The following is a 14,878-nucleotide window of genomic DNA, read 5'->3' as shown; positions in this document are numbered from 1 at the left end:
CGCCCATGTCAGCCCCTGTCGTCACCCGTTTCGCCCCGTCGCCCACGGGTTTCCTGCATATCGGAGGCGCGCGTACGGCGCTTTTCAACTGGCTTTATGCACGGGGTCGTGGCGGTAAGTTTCTGCTGCGGATCGAAGACACCGACCGGGCCCGTTCAACACCAGAGGCCACGGCCGCGATCTTGCAGGGAATGGAATGGCTTGGACTTGATCATGACGGCGACATCGTCAGCCAGTTTGAAAACGCCGAGCGTCATGCCGCGGTAGCCCGCGAATTGCTGGCCGCAGGCAAGGCATATAAGTGCTTTGCCACTCAGGAAGAGATCACCGCGTTCCGTGAGGCCGCCCGGGCAGACGGCAAAAGCACCCTTTACCGCTCCCCCTGGCGCGATGCTGATCCCGCTGAGCATTCCGATGCGCCCTTTGTGATCCGGATCAAAGCCCCGCAATCGGGCGAAACCATCATACGTGATCAGGTTCAGGGCGATGTGACCATCCGCAACGATCAGCTTGATGACATGGTTCTGTTACGATCAGATGGCACACCCGTCTACATGCTGGCTGTGGTTGTCGATGATCATGATATGGGTGTCACCCATGTGATCCGCGGGGATGATCACCTCAACAATGCCGCGCGCCAGATGATGATCTATGAGGCCATGGGCTGGGACATCCCGGTCTGGGCGCATATCCCCCTGATCCACGGGCCGGACGGCAAAAAACTGTCGAAACGTCACGGTGCTTTGGGGGCCCAGGAATACCAGGTGATGGGGTATCCTGCGGCCGGCATGCGCAATTACCTTGCAAGGCTGGGCTGGAGCCATGGGGACGATGAGTTTTTCACCGACGCGCAGGCGCGTGACTGGTTTGATCTCAAGGGCATCGGCAAGAGTGCTGCGCGTTTCGACCTCAAGAAACTCGAAAACCTGTCTGGCCAGCATATTGCACAATCGGATGATGCTGCACTGCAGCAAGAGCTTGCCGAATTCCTGAATGCCACGGATGCGCCAGCCTTGACGCAACGGCAGTCAGAATTGTTGATGAAAGCAATGTATTGCGTGAAAGAACGGGCAAAAACCCTGCCGGAACTCCTTGAAAAAGCTCACTTTGCCTTAGCCACGCGCCCGATAGACGCGGATGAGAAAGCCGCAAAGAATCTGGATGCCGCGTCTGTCGCGTTGCTGAGAGAATTGACGCCGCAGTTGCAAACTGATAGCTGGAACAAGGAAAATCTGGAAGACCTGCTGAACAGCTTTGCACAAAGCAAAGACACGAAGTTCGGGAAGTTGGCCGGACCCCTGCGCGCAGCGCTGTCTGGAAGGGCGGTAACGCCATCAGTATTCGACATGATGCTGGTTCTGGGCAAAGATGAAACCCTCGCCCGTTTGACGGATGCAGCACAGGGTGTGGAGCAATGACTCCGCACAATGAATTGGCCGGATGCTTCGCGCATCAAGCGCCGGAAGGCGGGTGCGCCCGCAGGTAAGACAGGAAGGACCCCTTATGGCTGAAAGCACAAAATCCGCTAAGCTGAGCATTGATGGCAAGGAGTATGAATTACCTATCTTTGCCCCGACTGCCGGGCCAGATGTGGTCGACATCCGCAAGCTCTACGCGCAGGCAGGTGTCTTCACCTATGATCCGGGGTTCACCTCCACGGCGAGTTGCGACAGCACCATCACTTACATCGATGGTGACAAGGGCGAACTGCTGCACCGGGGCTACCCGATTGACCAACTGGCGGGCAATTCCCACTACCTCGAAGTCTGCTACCTGCTGCTTTATGGCGAGTTGCCGACGCCGGCGGAGCTTGAGGATTTCGAGTGCCGCGTGACCAACCACACGATGCTGCACGAGCAGATGATGAATTTCTTCCGCGGATTCCGCCGCGATGCCCACCCCATGGCGGTCATGACCGGTGTGGTTGGGGCCATGTCGGCGTTTTATCACGACAGCACGGATATCGCGGATCCCTGGCAGCGCGAAGTGGCCTCCATTCGCCTCATCGCAAAAATGCCAACGATTGCGGCGATGGCTTACAAATATACGATTGGTCAGCCATTCGTTTACCCGCGCAATGATCTGGATTACGCATCAAACTTCTTGCGCATGTGTTTCGCAGTCCCGGCTGAAGATTATGAAGTCAATCCGATCCTAAGCCGGGCGATGGACCGTATCTTTACGCTGCATGCGGACCATGAACAGAACGCCTCCACCTCGACAGTGCGACTGGCGTCTTCCTCAGGTGCCAATCCGTTCGCATGTATCGCCGCTGGTATCGCCTGCCTCTGGGGCCCGGCTCACGGCGGTGCCAATCAGGCCTGTCTAGAAATGCTGAACGAAATCGGCACGGTGGACCGCATCCCCGAATTCATCGCCCGTGCGAAGGACAAGAACGATCCCTTCCGCCTGATGGGCTTTGGCCACCGGGTCTACAAGAATTTCGACCCGCGCGCCAAGGTGATGAAGCAATCGGCAGATGAAGTGCTGGACCTGCTTGGTGTCGAAAACAACCCGATCCTTCAGGTTGCCAAGGAATTGGAAGCCGCAGCACTTGCCGATCCGTATTTCGCGGAGAAAAAACTCTTCCCCAATGTGGATTTCTATTCCGGTATCATCCTGGAGGCGATGGGCTTCCCCACCTCCATGTTCACGCCGATCTTTGCGCTGAGCCGGACGGTCGGGTGGATTTCCCAGTGGAAGGAAATGATCGCAGATCCACAAAACAAGATTGGCCGTCCGCGCCAGCTTTATCTCGGCAGTACCGCCCGGAACTACGTGGATATCGAAAACCGGTAACCTCTGTTTATGTCGACCCGTTGCATTCACCGGGTCGGCACTCTCGGGCGCGTGTCCGCTTGCAAGCGAATCGCGCTGATAGCGCACCCATAAATCCCTGTTTTTCCTGAAATTATGGCAGATTGGCCCACCGACTGTTCACGAGACCCTAGGCGAAATGTGTTCGAATTATGTCATTGTTTCTGGCATTGGCATAATGCGGGTGATTTCTTGACCGCTCGTCGAATTGCACCGTAGTGTCGCCATCCAAGGCGCTTTGGAGCCATGGGTGGTCCGTTCTTCGTTTCGATTTCAGAACCGTGATCACACCATAGCAGCGCTGCGAAGTCAGGGTTCAGGGGCATCATTCGCCCTGAGTGTCAGTATGAGGAACGGGATGGTTCGGCACGTGGTCAATTCAGAAGACAAGATACCCGGGCTGGCACGCCGGATGCCGGTTCCCCTGATATGCAGCGACGGCCCCGAAGGCGCGTTGATCCCCGATGACCGCGCGCAGGAGGATAAGATCGCCGTCGTCTATGACAAGGGCGAGTTGCCGCCAACAATCACGATCACAGAAGTATCTGGTAGCGTGCAAACCGTGCACGCCAATGGCGTGGCCGTGGCTGTGGTTGCCCGTGCAGAAGGGCCACGGCTGACTGTTGACGATATTCTGCTTGTCGAAAGAATGATTGGTAAAAAGCGCTGGCGCTCAGGTGCCGGTGCCTAGCGTCCCTCGAACCGGGCGGCACGTTTTTCCGTAAAGGCCAGAACGCCTTCCTGGAAATCCCGGGATTTTCCGCAATTGCCCTGCTGGCGTGCCTCAAGGGTCAGTTGATCTTCCATCGAATTGTCCCAGCTTCCCCGAATGACCGTCTTGATCGCGGCATATGCTGCGGTTGGCCCTTGGGCCAGATGGGCGGCCCTGGCTTTCCAATGCGCATCGAATTCAGCATCCGGCACGGCCTCCCAGATCATCCCCCAGTCATCGGCCTGTTGCGCCGTGATCTTGTCGGCGAAAAGGGCAGCCCCCATGGCTTTGGCGGTTCCCATGGTCCGGGGCAACACGTAGGTCCCCCCTGCGTCGGGGATCAGGCCGATGCGCGCAAACGCCTGCATGAAGTATGCAGATTCGGCCGCGATCACCACATCAGCCGCCAAAGCCAGATTTGCGCCTGCGCCCGCCGCAGCCCCGTTCACGGCGGCGATGGTTGGCACCGGGCAATCGGTGATGGCCCTGAGCATGGGCGCATACTCGTCCCGCAATGTCCGTTCCAGATCAAGATTGGCTGCACTCACCCGATCCCCCAGATCCTGACCGGAACAGAATGCCCGACCGGCACCGGTCAGCACCACGACACGCGCCGTCTTGCCTGCTTCGGTGACCGCATAGGCAATTTCAGCCCGCATCTGCGTGCTGAGCGCATTCATCTTTTCCGCACGGTTCAGGGTGATCGTGGCAACGCCATCCAAGAGCGAATAGGTCAGTGTCTGATAGTCCATCGGGCAATCCTTTTTGCGGGGCTTGCCCTGTCATATCAAACTGACCGGTTCAGAAAAGAGCAACGAGACGTCACTCCTTGAGGATTTCGCGCAAACGCGCCTCCTCGGCTTCGGAAAGCGCGGCTTCCTGAGGCGCGGGTGTTCCTGCACGACCGCGCAAATACCCGACACCAACGCCTGCCGCCAGCAAGAGCATAAGCGGCCCTGCCGCCCACAACAGCCAGTTTGACCCGCTGACCCGCGGCGACATCAGAACGAATTCACCATACCGGGCCACGAAGAAATCCATTATCTCGGCGTCTGTCGATCCGTCTGTGATCAATTCGCGCACGGTCCGGCGCGCATCCTCAGCCCAATTGGCGTTGGAAGAGGCCACCGATTCCGACTGGCACACGACGCACCTTAGCTCGTGATCAATTGCCCGCGCACGGGCTTCCAATGCCGGGTCTTCGAGCATCTCCTTGGGATCAAGCGCCCAGAGCGGGCTGGCAAGGAGCATCAGAATGAACGCAATCCGTTTCATTCCGCCGGAACCGCCATTGTCTTGCGCGCACCTGCGGCCACACGGAACCGCCTGTCGGAAAGGCTCAGAAAGCCACCCAGCGCCATCAAGGCACTGCCAATCCAGATCCAGTTGGTCAGCGGCTTGATGTAGGTGCGCACGGCCCAACCGCCGCCCGCCTGCTGATCACCGATCACGACATAGACATCGCGTGCCAGATCGTAGTCGATGGCCGCCTCCGTTGTTGGCATCTGAGCCACGGGATAAATGCGTTTTTCTGGTTCCAATTCGGCCAAAACCCGACCGTTTTGCGCTAGCGTGATGAACCCGGTCGTCGAGAGGTAATTCGGGCCTTCGCTGTTGACCACATCGTTCAGGGTCAACGTATAGCTACCCACGTCAAAGGGTTCTCCGAATTGGGCAACGCGAATGTCTTCATGTTGCCACGCCATCAGGCCCGACACACCCATCATGGTAATACCAAGCCCGGAGTGCGCGACCATCTTGCCCCAATCTGCCCGCGGCAGGCGCATCAGCCGCGCCCAACGACCCGAACCGCGCCCTGTGCGTTGGGCCAGATCAACAATGGTGCCAGCGACAATCCACGCGGCCAGAAACATACCAATAGGCCCCAGAAGGCTGCGCCCGCTCTGCATCGCATAGGCCAGGCCGGCAATGGCAAAGGCCAGCACAAACACATATCTGAGCGGACGCAGGGACCGCATGATCCCCGCCCGTTTCCAGGGCATCGCGGACCCTATGGGCAGGATCAAGCCCAGTACGAGCATGAAGGGTGAAAACGCCATGTTGAAGAAGGGCGGGCCGACGCTGAGCTTGCGATCGAAAAACATTTCCGCCACCAGTGGCCACATAGTGCCGACGAAAACGACAAAACAGGACACCGCAAGCAGAAGGTTGTTGGCCACCAGCGCACTTTCCCGGCTGACCACGCTGAAGACGCCCTTGGCTTCCATGGCACCGGCGCGGAAGGCAAAAAGCACAAGCGCACCGCCCATGAAAAACGCCATGATCATCAGGATGAAGACACCGCGTTCGGGATCGTTTGCAAACGCATGCACAGAGGTCAGAAGCCCCGAGCGCACGATAAACGTGCCGATGAGCGAGAACCCAAAAGCAAGGATGGCCAGCAGGATCGTCCAGCTTTTCAGGGCCTCGCGCTTCTCCACAACAATCGCGGAATGCAAGAGTGCAGCTGCCAGCAACCACGGCATGAAAGAGGCATTCTCAACCGGGTCCCAGAACCAGAAACCACCCCAGCCCAGCTCGTAATAGGCCCACCAGGACCCAAGGGCGATGCCGATGGTCAGAAAAACCCAGGCCGCCAGCGTCCATGGACGCACCCACCGGCCCCATGCTGCATCCACACGGCCTTCGATCAAGGCACCAACGGCGAAGCTGAACGTCATGCTGAGCCCGACGTAGCCAAGATAGAGAAACGGTGGGTGAAACGCCAATCCCGGGTCCTGAAGCAGGGGATTGAGGTCTTGACCATCAAAGGGTGGCACCGCAAGGCGTAAAAACGGATTTGAGGTAAAGAGGATGAAAGCAAAAAAGGCGACCGCGATGGCTGACTGAACTGCCAGAACACGGGCGCGCAAAGTGGGCGGCAGGTTCCCGCCGAACCAGGCCGCCATCGCACCGAAAAGCGTCACGATGAGTACCCAAAGCAGCATGGACCCTTCGTGATTGCCCCATGTTCCGCTGATCTTGTACAGCATCGGCTTGGCCGAATGGCTGTTCAGCGTCACCAACCTGAGGCTGAAGTCGGACGTGATGAAGGCATACATCAATGCCCCAAACGCAAAAGCCGTCAGCAGGAACTGTGCGGATGCCGCCGGTTCGGCGATTGCCATCCACGCGGGCCAGCGTTTCTGCGCGCCCACCAAAGGTACGATCATCTGAACGATGGCCACGATAAAGGCCAGGATCAGGGCGAAATGTCCAAACTCTGTGATCATGAGGCGCAGTATAGGACGCGCAATCAGCGCATCCAACGACAATCGCCCCGGTCAGTCGATCACTTTGTCGCAGGTCGCTTGTGACTATGCCATTCCTCAAGGGCGGCATTTCCGTCCGGCATGATCGACAGGGCTGACAAGCGGGCGTCCGACCCGCTGTCCGCAACACCGGGCGATGTTGATCTGAGGCCGTTGAGCGCAGAGATATTCTCGATCACCTTCGGCGCGTGGGCCATTGTCTGCGCAATAGATCGTTGGAATTGCTGGCTTTTGATCTGATGTCTCGCACCGAAGTAGAAAGAAACGATCACCCCCAGCAACCACCACAACGGCTCCGGTACCAACGCAATGCCCTGCATGCGCTTGGAAAACCAGATCGGGTCCACCATTGCAGAGACGAACAACGCCAGCGTTCCCAAGGCCAGGGCGGGCCGGGGAACCCGATTGATACCGTCCATGATCCGGTCAAAGATATTTTGATTGGAGGCTTCGAATTCGCGGGCGAATTGTTTCATCGCTTCCAGCCGAAGCTCCTGTGACCGCGCAGCACCCTCTTCGGTGTTTTCCCTGAAAACTTCGACCGTGTCGCTTATCGCGTTGCGGCCATTGCCAAAAATGACGTTCAGTATGCCTGTGATCAAACCCATGCCGCGACCCTTTGCTTAAACTGTTGCTCGGTGAGATGGTACTTTTCCGAAATGAAAACTTCCGCGCGTTTGATCCAGCCACCCTTGTGACCCGCGCGAGTGCGCGCGTATTTCCGGCTAGCGGCGCGTCGATCCGCGATGCGGAAATAGTAGTTGCGGCGCGCAATGCCGTAGGCATCGGCAAGATGATTTGGCGCGTTCAGGAACGCCGCCTGAGCAGCAGCGATGCTTTGCGGGCCAAGCGCACCGTCCACTTCGATGTCATGGCCCATATCTCTCAGCAGGCGTTGCAGGATTTTGACGGCGTTAGCGCCTGCGTTGACGTACATGTCGAAAACACTGGCGTGCAAAACAGGCGGCAAAAGCGCAATCAGTGGCTTTTCGAAATAGTGTTTTTCGAAGATTTCGACGGCCTGCTCTTTCGTCAGGGCGCGCACATCGGCAATTGTGACCGCCCCGTCGCGATCCAGATCAAGCCCCAATGTCCGCATGGTATGAATGGTCACACCAAAGTTTGTGGCCCCTCCCGGATCATCCGGATCATTTACATAGCCGCCTTCACGCGCCACGATTTGCGTTGCGATCTCTCTGACCGTTTGCATCTACGCCCCCTTTATTCGCCATTGCGGAGGGTAAAATGTGCAAAGATTGGTTAATTACGTCTAAGAGCTGCGTACGCAACTAGCCTTCGGGGTCTTGGTAGACGCCTTGTTCTTTCAATGCGTCAACAACTTCCTTGGGCATGTAGGTTTCGTCGTGTTTTGCAAGTATTTCAGAGGCTTCGAACACGCCATTAATGTAACGACCGGTGCCAACCATCCCCTGATTTTCCTCAAAAAGATCAGGCAGTACACCGGTGAAGCTGACCGGTACAGTTGCGCCGCCATCCGTTACACTGAACTGTATGGTCTTGCCCTGACCACGAACCAATGAGCCTTCTTCGACCAGCCCGCCGATGCGAAAAACTTCCGATGGCGCGGGGGGCTCCGCCAAAACCTGACTGGGCGCGCGGAAGAAATTGATGCCGTCGCGCATCGCGTAGCCGATCAGACCGGTTGAGAGCGCCAAAGCCACCGCCGCGACGGCGATGACTTGAATTCGGCGTTGTTTCTTCAGGCTTTTCATCGGTCCTCAAGGAAAAAGTGGTGCCATTTTCAGGCCCTGTGTTTCCCCAATACCTAACATCAGGTTGGCGTTTTGCAACGCCTGACCGCTTGACCCTTTCGTGAGGTTGTCCAAGGCACCAACCACGATTGCCCGGCCCGGAATGCGATCCGCTGACACGCCGATGTGGCAGTAGTTTGAACCCCTCACATGCCGGGTACTGGGCGTCTCCCCAAAAGGCAGAACGACCACGAACGGCTCGTCGTCATAAGCGTCACGAAGCGTCTTGTGGATCGCTTCCGCGTCGCCCTTCACATAGGTGGTCGCGAGAATGCCGCGGTTCGCAGGAACAAGATGCGGTGTGAACTGCACCTGAACGGGACGACCGGCAAGCGCGCTGAATTCCTGATCAAATTCACCCAAGTGGCGGTGCGTACCCCCCACCGCATAGGCATGATAGCCTTCCGACAATTCGGCGTGCAGCAAATTCTCCTTCAAACTGCGCCCGGCCCCGGAGACGGCGCATTTCATATCCAGAATGATCTCATCGAGGTCAATCACCTGCGCGGAAATCAGCGGCCTGAGAATGAAATGCCCGGTAGCTGCATTGCACCCGGTTCCCGCCACGAGCCGGGCTGATCTGATCTCTTCGCGATAGAATTCGGTCAATCCGTAAACGGCTTCGTGCTGCTGGGCGACTGCGCTGTGCGCGTTGCCATACCACTTTTCGTAGTCAGCCGGATCACGCAGCCGGAAATCCGCGCTGAGGTCGACGATTTTCAAACTTGCGGGCAGTGCCGAGATGACCTGCTGGCTGGTCTTATGCGGCAGCGCGCAAAAGCACAGGTCGATATCGGTAAAATCGATCTCTTCGATTTTCACAAGCGCTGGCAAATCCAGATGACGCAGATGGGGAAAGACCTGCGCCATGGTCAATCCCGCTTTGGAATTGGCGCCAAGGGCCGTGATTTTCATTTCAGGGTGATCGGCGATCAGCCGGATCAGTTCTGCCCCGGTATAGCCAGAGGCACCGAGGATCGCGATGGAATATGTCATGGATATCATCCGTGTCGAAGGAGTTTTGAAAGCTCAGGCAGATTGAAATGTGATCCGTCGTCGCAAAAACTGTGTGGCCCGGTCACTGACCCGGCGGGCATCGCCGGTGGTCAGGAATTCACTTTTGCCAGTGCCCAGCATGTCGGGATGGCGTGTCAGATAATCCGCCAGACTGTCCGCCACCAGCGATGCCTGACTGAAAACCCGTACATCCGGACCCAGTGCATCCTGGAAATGGGACTGCATCAGCGGATAGTGCGTACACCCCAGGATCGCCGCATCGGGATCCGGCATTTTCCGTTTCAAGGCGTCGACATGGCTGCGTACCAGGGCTTCGGCCAGTATCATGTCGCCTTCTTCGATGGCGTCCACGACACCGCCGCAGGCCTGCGCCTCGACATCGACGCCAATGGCCCGAAACGCCAGTTCACGCTGGAAAGCACGGCTGGCAACTGTCGCAGGCGTGGCAAAGAGCGCTACATGTTTCACCGCAACCTCGCGCGGCGGAGAATTGTCGCCCCATTGCCGTTCCGTCATCGCTTCGATGAGCGGCACGAATACCCCAAGCACGCGCTTTTCTTGCGGAATCCAGGCCTCCTGCATCCGCCTTAGAGCGGCCGCCGAGGCGGTGTTGCAAGCCAGAATCACCAGATCGCACCCGGCATCAAAAAGCCGGGTCGCAGCGGCACAGGTCAGATCAAAAATATCGTCGGCGGTGCGCACGCCATAGGGCGCATGCGCGCTGTCCGCCAGATAGACAAACGGCACATCCGGCAGACGCTTTTCGACAGCATCCAGCACGGTCAATCCGCCCAATCCGCTATCAAAAATCCCTACCGCCATTTTACCCGGTGCCTCATTGGCACCCGGTCAACCGCGATGCCTGTCTTCGAATTCATATCCCAGATCAAAGGATTTCTCCGGGTCTGGGGACAGCTCATACGTTGCTTTTCGCAGGAAATCCATCATCGCTTTGCTATCTTTTGCAAGCGGGTCCAGAAGGTCACGCTTTATCGGTTGGCCCACGCACAATCGTACCGGGGTATCGACGCGCTTGACGAACTCCTTGATCAACAACCCCATGCGCAGGGTTGCATGCATGTGGCTCGCAATCTGGAACAAGCGGCTTGTGTGCCCGTCAAAATAGAGCGGCAGCACCGTCGCATCAGATTTCGCTACCATGCGCGCGGTGAAACTGCGCCAGCCCGGGTCCATCGGGCGCGAAAAGGGTCTGGCACCTGTGCTCACAGTCCCGCCGGGAAAGATACCGATGGCACCTGCATCGTTCAGATAGGTCAGCGCCTTTTTGCGCGTCGCAATGTTCAGGGCCATCGCTTCTTTTGTGGCATCAAAACTTATTGGCAGAATGATGCGGTCAAGGTCTTCTGCTTTGCGAAACACCGAATTGGCCACAATGCGGAAATCGCCCCGTATTCCGGACAGGATATGCCCCATCACCAAACCATCGAGAATGCCGTAAGGGTGGTTTGCAATCAAAATGAGCGGCCCCTGTCGCGGAATATCCGCCAGGCGACCGGATGCAATCTCCAAGCTTAGTCCATAACGGTCCAGCATGACCTCGAAGAAATCGCGACCGGACGCAACTTCGTGCTCATAACCCCGGGCCCGGCGTATCAGACGCAGACGTCCGGTGCTGTTTTCCATCAAACGGATAAGGGCGCGACCGCCCCTTGTTTCAGCCGAATAGGAATAGCTGATATCGCGTGCAATGTTCGGGCGCATCATTCCCATAGAGTTCCCTCTTGGTCCCCACGCGACCTTAGCCACGCGACCTCTGGATGCCCAGAACATATGACAGGAATGTGACGCCCTATTCCGCGGCTTTCGAGAACCCGGCCCCGCCTGCACGGATTGCCGCGAGCAGTTCTTCACGGCGTTTGGCCGCTTTTGCCTCACTTTTCTGTTTGACCGGACCAAATCCCTTGATTTGCAAAGGCAGTTCCGCAAGCGCAATGATCGCAGGCTTGGTCGCCTCTTCCAATCTTGGCAGAACGTCGGCCATGTCGCGCTCAAACTGCCGGATCAACTGACGTTCCATGCGACGTTCCGCAGTATACCCAAAAGGGTCAAGCGGCGTGCCGCGCAAGAATTTCAGCTTGGTCAGAAGCCGCAGCGGGCGCTCCAGCCACGGGCCGAATGTACGTTTCGCGGGCCGCCCGTCCGGGCCGGTTTTGGACAGCATCGGCGGGGCAAGATTGAAGGTCATCCTGAAATCACCATCGAACTCTTCTGCCGCCTTTTCGCGGCTGGACAGAAGCAACCGGGCAACCTCATACTCATCCTTATAGGCCAAAAGCTTATGATAGCCTTTTGCCGCTGCGCGCCGGACATCCCCGTCCGAGATCTTCTCCAGGAAGCGCCGATAGCGTTTGGCCAGGCGGCTACTCTGATAGGCTGAAAGCGCTTCTGCACGGTAGGTGATCTGTTCTTCCAGCGTTTTTGGCAGGCTGATAACTTTGGCCTGCAACAAACCCGCCGCTTCTTCGGCGTTCAGAACCGCCCAGCGCCCAATCTCGAAAGCGCGAAGATTCCGCTCTACCGCAGCACCATTAAGCTGGATCGCTTCGGTGATCGCAGCAAGCGACAACGGCACGAGCCCACGCTGCCAAGCCGCCCCAAAGATCATCATGTTGGAAAAAATGGAATCGCCCAACGTCGCCTTGGCCAGTTCCGACGCGTCGAACATATCAACGCGATCCTTCAGGCGCGCCTCGATCGCCAGAGACAACCGTTCACTCGGCAGCTGGAATTCCGTGTCACGCGTGAAATCTCCGGTGATGATCTCGTGGCTGTTAACCACGGCCCCGGTACGCCCACCGCGTGTCAGACCCAGCGTTTTGGCGCCCGCAGAGACGACGAGATCGCCCCCAATCAATGCATCCGCCTCTCCCGTCGCCACACGTATCGCACTGATATCGTCGGGTTTCTCTGCCAAGCGGCAATGAATGTGAACAGCGCCCCCTTTCTGGGCAAGGCCAGCCATTTCCATCATGCCCGCACCTTTGCCATCAATATGCGCAGCCTGCGCCATCACAGCACCGATTGTCACGACGCCGGTACCCCCAACGCCCGTGATGACCACATTCCAGGTCCCATTGATTTCCGGAAGAACCGGCATCGGCAGCTCAGGGATTTCGAGCTGAGTGGTCGGATTCTTGCGCACCGTCGCGCCCTCAAGGGTTACAAAGGATGGGCAAAACCCCTTCAGACAACTGAAATCCTTGTTGCAGGATGACTGGTCAATTGCGCGCTTGCGCCCCAATTCGGTCTCTTTGGGCACAATCGAGACGCAGTTTGACTGGACGCCGCAATCACCGCACCCCTCGCAGACGTCCGAATTGATGAACACGCGTTTGTCAGGATCAGGAAACAGCCCGCGTTTGCGGCGCCGTCGCTTTTCAGCCGCACAGGTTTGAATATAAACGATTGCCGAAACGCCTTCGATCTTTGCAAACCTCTCCTGCACGGTTTGCAAGTGCGCCCGCTCATGCAGTTCGACCCCTTTGAAGGCGTTGAGATCGACGTCCTCTTTTTCGTCATAGACAACAGCGACATGGCTGACGCCCATCGCTTGCAGTTCCTTTACAATCCGCAGCGCATCCAGATCACCTTCATTGTGCTGCCCACCCGTCATCGCAACCGCATCGTTATAGAGAATTTTGTAGGTGATGTTGGTCTTGGCGTTCAGCGCTGCGCGAATGGCCTGGACACCGGAGTGATTGTAGGTGCCATCGCCGAGGTTCTGGAAGACATGACCGCGGGTCGAAAAGGGCGCCTCGCCGATCCAGTTTGCGCCTTCGCCGCCCATATGAGTGAAACCGGTGGTTTCGCGGTCCATCCATTGCACCATGTAGTGGCATCCGATGCCCGCATAGGCGCGCGCGCCCTCGGGCAGTTTGGTCGAAGAATTATGCGGGCAGCCGGAGCAGAAATACGGCAGACGCGCGGCGATATCCTCGGCGTTGTCATTTCGGCGGGCCTCTTCAAGCACATTAAGACCGGCGCGTAACCTTTCGTTATCACGCCCTTCTTCGATCAAGATCTTACCGAGTTTTTCCGCAATCATGATCGGGTCGAGCGCGCCGCGTGTTGGGAAAAGCTCTTCCCCATGCATGGACCCCGCGCCCCCGCCCTTGTGCCAGCCATAGACCCGTCGACCCCGACGATCATCAAAGATTGCCTCCTTGATCTGAACCTCGATAAGTTTGCGCTTTTCCTCTACCACAACAATAAGATCGAGCCCTTCGGCCCAGTCGTGAAAGCCTTCCATATCGAGCGGGAACGTCTGCCCGATCTTATATGTCGTCAGCCCCAGGCGCTCGGCCTCTGCCGCGTCGATGTTGAGCAGGCTAAGAGCATGCTCCAGATCAAGCCAGTTTTTTCCCGCCGCCACGAACCCGATCTTTGCCCCGGCCTTGCCCCAGACCCGTTTGTCCATTTTGTTGGCGCGGCTGAAGGCTTCGGCAGCAAAACGTTTATGATCGATCATCCGTGCTTCCTGATCGTGCGGCGTATCGATCAGACGAATGTTCAGCCCGCCTTCGGGCATCTGGAAATCCGGGACAACAAAGTTCAGGCGCGATGGGTCGGCATTCACGACCGACGTGGCCTCGACCGTGTCTTTCATTGTTTTCAGCCCGACCCAAAGGCCGGAAAACCGGCTCAGCGCGAACCCGTAAAGGCCATAATCCAGTATTTCCTGAACACCCGCCGGGCTGACAACCGGCATATAGGCATCCACCATCGCCCATTCGGACTGATGCAGGACCGTCGAGCTTTCGCCTGTATGGTCATCGCCCATGGCCATCAGAACGCCGCCATTTTTTGCGCTGCCCGCCATATTGGCATGGCGCATGACATCACCGGACCGGTCAACACCGGGCCCTTTGCCATACCAAAGGCCAAAGACCCCGTCGAACTTGCCTTCTCCGCGCAATTCCGCCTGCTGGCTGCCCCACAACGCCGTGGCCGCAAGGTCTTCGTTAAGTCCGGTCTGAAAGGTAATATCATGCTCGATCAGCGGCTTAAGGGCCCGTTGCATCTGCATGTCGACGGCACCAAGTGGCGACCCCCGATAGCCGGTGACCAGACCAGCAGTATTTAGCCCCGCTTCGGTGTCGCGCGCCTTTTGCGTCATCATCAAACGGACAAGCGCCTGCGTGCCATTTAGCAGCACGGTGCTTTTGCTCAGGTCGTAGCGGTCATTCAGCGAAATTTTCTGAGTGCTCATCGATCGCCTCCCCAGCGCTCGGTCAGTGTTGCACAGATTTGAGACGATAATAGGTCAT

Annotated in this window: 13 protein-coding genes; 3 read left to right on the top strand and 10 right to left on the bottom strand. The window is 57.6% G+C overall.

Annotated elements, in window-relative coordinates; all coding sequences use genetic code 11:
- Window positions 1–5: 5 nt before the first annotated feature.
- From gltX to ACOTTU_RS02675, 3 genes are all read left to right on the top strand, one after another.
- Window positions 6–1,418, top strand: coding sequence for a glutamate--tRNA ligase (gltX, locus tag ACOTTU_RS02685; protein ID WP_425655972.1), 1,413 nt, complete (start codon window positions 6–8; stop codon window positions 1,416–1,418).
- A gap of 85 nt (window positions 1,419–1,503) precedes the next feature.
- Window positions 1,504–2,799 (top strand): citrate synthase, encoded by a 1,296-nt coding sequence (gltA, locus tag ACOTTU_RS02680; RefSeq protein WP_298912626.1) that lies wholly within the window; start codon window positions 1,504–1,506, stop codon window positions 2,797–2,799.
- Between the two features lie 376 nt (window positions 2,800–3,175).
- A complete protein-coding gene (locus tag ACOTTU_RS02675) occupies window positions 3,176–3,508 on the top strand; it encodes a hypothetical protein (RefSeq protein WP_425655971.1) in 333 nt (110 codons plus the stop codon).
- On the opposite strand, the gene ACOTTU_RS02670 is transcribed toward ACOTTU_RS02675, so the two are convergent.
- The 10 genes from ACOTTU_RS02670 to ACOTTU_RS02625 form a co-directional block, all read right to left on the bottom strand.
- A complete protein-coding gene (locus ACOTTU_RS02670) occupies window positions 3,505–4,281 on the bottom strand; it encodes an enoyl-CoA hydratase-related protein (protein ID WP_298912630.1) in 777 nt (258 codons plus the stop codon). The genes ACOTTU_RS02675 and ACOTTU_RS02670 overlap by 4 nt on opposite strands.
- Window positions 4,282–4,351: 70 nt before the next feature.
- The gene (locus ACOTTU_RS02665) at window positions 4,352–4,804 is read right to left on the bottom strand and encodes a cytochrome c-type biogenesis protein (protein WP_425655970.1); all 453 of its coding nucleotides are present in this window, start codon (window positions 4,802–4,804) and stop codon (window positions 4,352–4,354) included.
- The gene (locus ACOTTU_RS02660; protein ID WP_425655969.1) at window positions 4,801–6,762 is read right to left on the bottom strand and encodes a heme lyase CcmF/NrfE family subunit; all 1,962 of its coding nucleotides are present in this window, start codon (window positions 6,760–6,762) and stop codon (window positions 4,801–4,803) included. Before ACOTTU_RS02660 ends, ACOTTU_RS02665 begins: the two co-directional genes overlap by 4 nt.
- Window positions 6,763–6,821: 59 nt before the next feature.
- Window positions 6,822–7,409 carry a holin family protein gene (locus ACOTTU_RS02655; RefSeq protein ID WP_425655968.1) on the bottom strand — a complete coding sequence of 196 codons (588 nt, stop codon included), beginning with the start codon at window positions 7,407–7,409 and terminating at the stop codon, window positions 6,822–6,824.
- Window positions 7,400–8,011, bottom strand: coding sequence for a holin-associated N-acetylmuramidase (locus ACOTTU_RS02650; protein ID WP_425655967.1), 612 nt, complete (start codon window positions 8,009–8,011; stop codon window positions 7,400–7,402). The genes ACOTTU_RS02655 and ACOTTU_RS02650 overlap by 10 nt, the downstream gene beginning before the upstream one ends.
- A gap of 79 nt (window positions 8,012–8,090) precedes the next feature.
- Window positions 8,091–8,534 carry a cytochrome c maturation protein CcmE gene (ccmE, locus tag ACOTTU_RS02645; RefSeq protein ID WP_298912640.1) on the bottom strand — a complete coding sequence of 148 codons (444 nt, stop codon included), beginning with the start codon at window positions 8,532–8,534 and terminating at the stop codon, window positions 8,091–8,093.
- Between the two features lie 6 nt (window positions 8,535–8,540).
- Complete coding sequence (gene argC / locus ACOTTU_RS02640; RefSeq protein ID WP_425655966.1) at window positions 8,541–9,569, bottom strand: N-acetyl-gamma-glutamyl-phosphate reductase; 1,029 nt, start codon at window positions 9,567–9,569, stop codon at window positions 8,541–8,543.
- 33 nt (window positions 9,570–9,602) lie between these two features.
- Window positions 9,603–10,412 carry a glutamate racemase gene (locus ACOTTU_RS02635; protein ID WP_425655965.1) on the bottom strand — a complete coding sequence of 270 codons (810 nt, stop codon included), beginning with the start codon at window positions 10,410–10,412 and terminating at the stop codon, window positions 9,603–9,605.
- Window positions 10,413–10,439: 27 nt separating this feature from the next.
- Window positions 10,440–11,321 (bottom strand): lysophospholipid acyltransferase family protein, encoded by an 882-nt coding sequence (locus ACOTTU_RS02630; RefSeq protein WP_425655964.1) that lies wholly within the window; start codon window positions 11,319–11,321, stop codon window positions 10,440–10,442.
- Window positions 11,322–11,400: 79 nt separating this feature from the next.
- Window positions 11,401–14,820, bottom strand: coding sequence for an indolepyruvate ferredoxin oxidoreductase family protein (locus ACOTTU_RS02625; protein ID WP_425655963.1), 3,420 nt, complete (start codon window positions 14,818–14,820; stop codon window positions 11,401–11,403).
- Window positions 14,821–14,878: the final 58 nt, after the last annotated feature.

Origin of the sequence: Roseobacter sp. EG26, assembly GCF_049830555.1 — a bacterium.
In the GTDB taxonomy this organism is placed as follows: domain Bacteria; phylum Pseudomonadota; class Alphaproteobacteria; order Rhodobacterales; family Rhodobacteraceae; genus Roseobacter.
Note: the sequence above shows the minus strand (reverse complement) of the source record. Positions and strands in the feature narration are given on the sequence as shown.

Bases quoted from the DNA above. Each gene is read 5' to 3' on its own strand.
- ACOTTU_RS02675 (WP_425655971.1), top strand. From the start codon at position 3,176: ATGGTTCGGCACGTGGTCAATTCAGAAGACAAGATACCCGGGCTGGCA.
- ACOTTU_RS02670 (WP_298912630.1), bottom strand. From the start codon at position 4,281: ATGGACTATCAGACACTGACCTATTCGCTCTTGGATGGCGTTGCCACG.
- ACOTTU_RS02630 (WP_425655964.1), bottom strand. From the start codon at position 11,321: ATGGGAATGATGCGCCCGAACATTGCACGCGATATCAGCTATTCCTAT.
- ACOTTU_RS02660 (WP_425655969.1), bottom strand. From the start codon at position 6,762: ATGATCACAGAGTTTGGACATTTCGCCCTGATCCTGGCCTTTATCGTG.
- argC (WP_425655966.1), bottom strand. From the start codon at position 9,569: ATGACATATTCCATCGCGATCCTCGGTGCCTCTGGCTATACCGGGGCA.
- ACOTTU_RS02625 (WP_425655963.1), bottom strand. From the start codon at position 14,820: ATGAGCACTCAGAAAATTTCGCTGAATGACCGCTACGACCTGAGCAAA.
- gltX (WP_425655972.1), top strand. From the start codon at position 6: ATGTCAGCCCCTGTCGTCACCCGTTTCGCCCCGTCGCCCACGGGTTTC.
- ACOTTU_RS02635 (WP_425655965.1), bottom strand. From the start codon at position 10,412: ATGGCGGTAGGGATTTTTGATAGCGGATTGGGCGGATTGACCGTGCTG.
- ACOTTU_RS02665 (WP_425655970.1), bottom strand. From the start codon at position 4,804: ATGAAACGGATTGCGTTCATTCTGATGCTCCTTGCCAGCCCGCTCTGG.
- ccmE (WP_298912640.1), bottom strand. From the start codon at position 8,534: ATGAAAAGCCTGAAGAAACAACGCCGAATTCAAGTCATCGCCGTCGCG.
- gltA (WP_298912626.1), top strand. From the start codon at position 1,504: ATGGCTGAAAGCACAAAATCCGCTAAGCTGAGCATTGATGGCAAGGAG.
- ACOTTU_RS02655 (WP_425655968.1), bottom strand. From the start codon at position 7,409: ATGGGTTTGATCACAGGCATACTGAACGTCATTTTTGGCAATGGCCGC.
- ACOTTU_RS02650 (WP_425655967.1), bottom strand. From the start codon at position 8,011: ATGCAAACGGTCAGAGAGATCGCAACGCAAATCGTGGCGCGTGAAGGC.